At 48.0% G+C, this 1,230-nt stretch carries 1 protein-coding gene; it reads left to right on the top strand.

The annotated features are described in order from the left end of the window. Nucleotides 1-1,230, top strand: a 1,230-nt coding sequence (locus tag R8269_RS25015; protein WP_318222881.1) for an alanine/glycine:cation symporter family protein, incomplete at both ends; no start/stop codon positions are given.

Below are 1,230 nucleotides of genomic sequence, written 5' to 3'. Positions count from 1 at the left end.
GCTTGCTACTTTCGGGCAAAAGTTCAACCAAGGGGATCTCATCATTTCAGGCGCTTGCCGTTTCGCTATCTGGCCGTGTAGGTACAGGTAACATTGCCGGTGTTGCTGCGGCTATCGGCTTTGGTGGCCCTGGCGCCGTATTCTGGATGTGGGTTGTTGCCTTCTTTGGCGCAGCAACAGCATATGCAGAATCTACTCTCGCTCAAATCTACAAAGAAGAAGATGAAGGTGAATTCCGTGGCGGTCCTGCTTACTACATCGAAAAAGCAATGGGGCAAAAATGGTACGCATGGATCTTTGCTATCTCGACCATCTTTGCGTGTGGTGTGCTACTTCCTGGCGTTCAATCCAACAGTATTGGTAACGCGGTAGAAGCAGCATTTGGCTCTGGTGACATGATCGAAACCGCTATTGGTACCTTCAGTTTTGCTAAAATTTTCACTGGTACGGTTGTCTGTGTCATTCTTGCCTTCATCATCTTTGGTGGCGTAAAGCGTATTGCGAACTTCACTCAGATCGTTGTGCCATTCATGGCATTGGCGTACATCATCACCGCTTTCGTTATCATTCTTCTAAACATCGGTGAAATCCCACGCATTATCGGCATGATCCTAGGAGACGCGTTCACTCCTATGGCTGGTGTTGGTGCTGCCATTGGTTGGGGTGTTAAACGTGGTGTTTACTCAAATGAAGCAGGCCAAGGTACCGGCCCTCACGCAGCAGCGGCAGCAAGCGTTGATCATCCTGCACAGCAAGGTCTGGTTCAATCATTCTCAATCTACATCGATACACTACTAGTATGTTCGGCAACTGCGTTTATGATTCTTATCACAGGGGCGTACAACGTACACGGTGCGGTTGAAGGTGCATTCCTTGTGCAAAACCTACCAGCCGATATTGGGGCCAATGGTCCAGTATTCACGCAAATGGCGATTGAAAGTGCTCTGCCTGGAGTTGGTAAACCGTTCATCGCTGTTGCACTGTTCTTCTTCGCATTCACCACGATCTTGGCTTACTACTACATCGCAGAAACAAACATTGCCTACATTCGCCGTACCTTTAAAGTGAACGGTCTGATGTTTATCTTAAAACTGGTACTTATCTCAGCCGTGTTTTACGGTACAGTAAAAACCGCAAACCTAGCATGGGCGATGGGTGATGTTGGCGTAGGTTTGATGGCTTGGCTGAACATCGTGGGTATCTTGATCATCTTCTTTATGTCGAAGCCTG

Source organism: Vibrio sp. Vb0667 (genome assembly GCF_033391095.1).
Note: the sequence above shows the minus strand (reverse complement) of the source record. Positions and strands in the feature narration are given on the sequence as shown.